This is a genomic window from Bacillus sp. ME78 (assembly GCF_903970865.1).
Classification (GTDB): domain Bacteria; phylum Bacillota; class Bacilli; order Bacillales; family Bacillaceae_G; genus Bacillus_A; species Bacillus_A cereus.
Map to the genome: position 1 here is coordinate 1 of NZ_CAJCKK010000086.1, position 827 is coordinate 827.

The window sequence follows — 827 nt, forward strand, 5'->3', positions numbered from 1 at the left end:
GGGTCGAACCGGCGATCTCCTGCGTGACAGGCAGGCATGTTAACCACTACACCACGGGACCATTTGGTTGCGGGGACAGGATTTGAACCTGCGACCTTCGGGTTATGAGCCCGACGAGCTACCGTGCTGCTCCACCCCGCGATAATACTATTCATATAAAATTTATATGGTGGAGGATGACGGGATCGAACCGCCGACCCCCTGCTTGTAAGGCAGGTGCTCTCCCAGCTGAGCTAATCCTCCAAAGTGGTGACCCGTACGGGATTCGAACCCGTGTTACCGCCGTGAAAGGGCGGTGTCTTAACCACTTGACCAACGGGCCAAATATTATAAATCCTATGGCGGAGAGCAAGGGATTCGAACCCTTGATACGCTTGTGACGTATACACGATTTCCAATCGTGCTCCTTCGGCCAACTCGGACAGCTCTCCAATGGCTCCGCAGGTAGGAATCGAACCTACGACCGATCGGTTAACAGCCGATAGCTCTACCGCTGAGCTACTGCGGAATAATATTGCCTGGCAACGTCCTACTCTCACAGGGACAAGGTCCCAACTACCATCGGCGCTAGAGAGCTTAACTTCCGTGTTCGGTATGGGAACGGGTGTGACCTCTCTGCCATCATTACCAGACATTATTCTTTTGAGACAATCATTATTATAACTTGTTTACTTTAAAAGTCAACAAGTTTTTTATATTCTCTCAAAACTAGATAACATTTGCTACATATTATATGGTTAAGTCCTCGATCTATTAGTATTCGTCAGCTCCACATGTCACCATGCTTCCACCTCGAACCTATCAACCTGATCATCTTTCAGGGATCT

General features: G+C 49.0%; 5 tRNA genes and 2 rRNA genes. All 7 read right to left on the minus strand.

What is annotated here, in order from left to right:
* Window positions 1-64 precede the first annotated feature (64 nt).
* Window positions 65-141, minus strand: a tRNA-Met gene (locus H6481_RS28200).
* Window positions 142-167: 26 nt separating this feature from the next.
* Window positions 168-243 (minus strand) — tRNA-Val (locus H6481_RS28205).
* A 4-nt stretch (window positions 244-247) separates the two neighbouring features.
* Window positions 248-322: transfer RNA gene (locus H6481_RS28210), tRNA-Glu, on the minus strand.
* Window positions 323-339: 17 nt separating this feature from the next.
* Window positions 340-431: transfer RNA gene (locus H6481_RS28215), tRNA-Ser, on the minus strand.
* A gap of 2 nt (window positions 432-433) precedes the next feature.
* Window positions 434-508, minus strand: a tRNA-Asn gene (locus tag H6481_RS28220).
* A gap of 8 nt (window positions 509-516) precedes the next feature.
* Window positions 517-632 (minus strand): 5S ribosomal RNA (rrf, locus tag H6481_RS28225).
* Window positions 633-733: 101 nt separating this feature from the next.
* Window positions 734-827 (minus strand): 23S ribosomal RNA (locus H6481_RS28230); the annotation flags it as partial.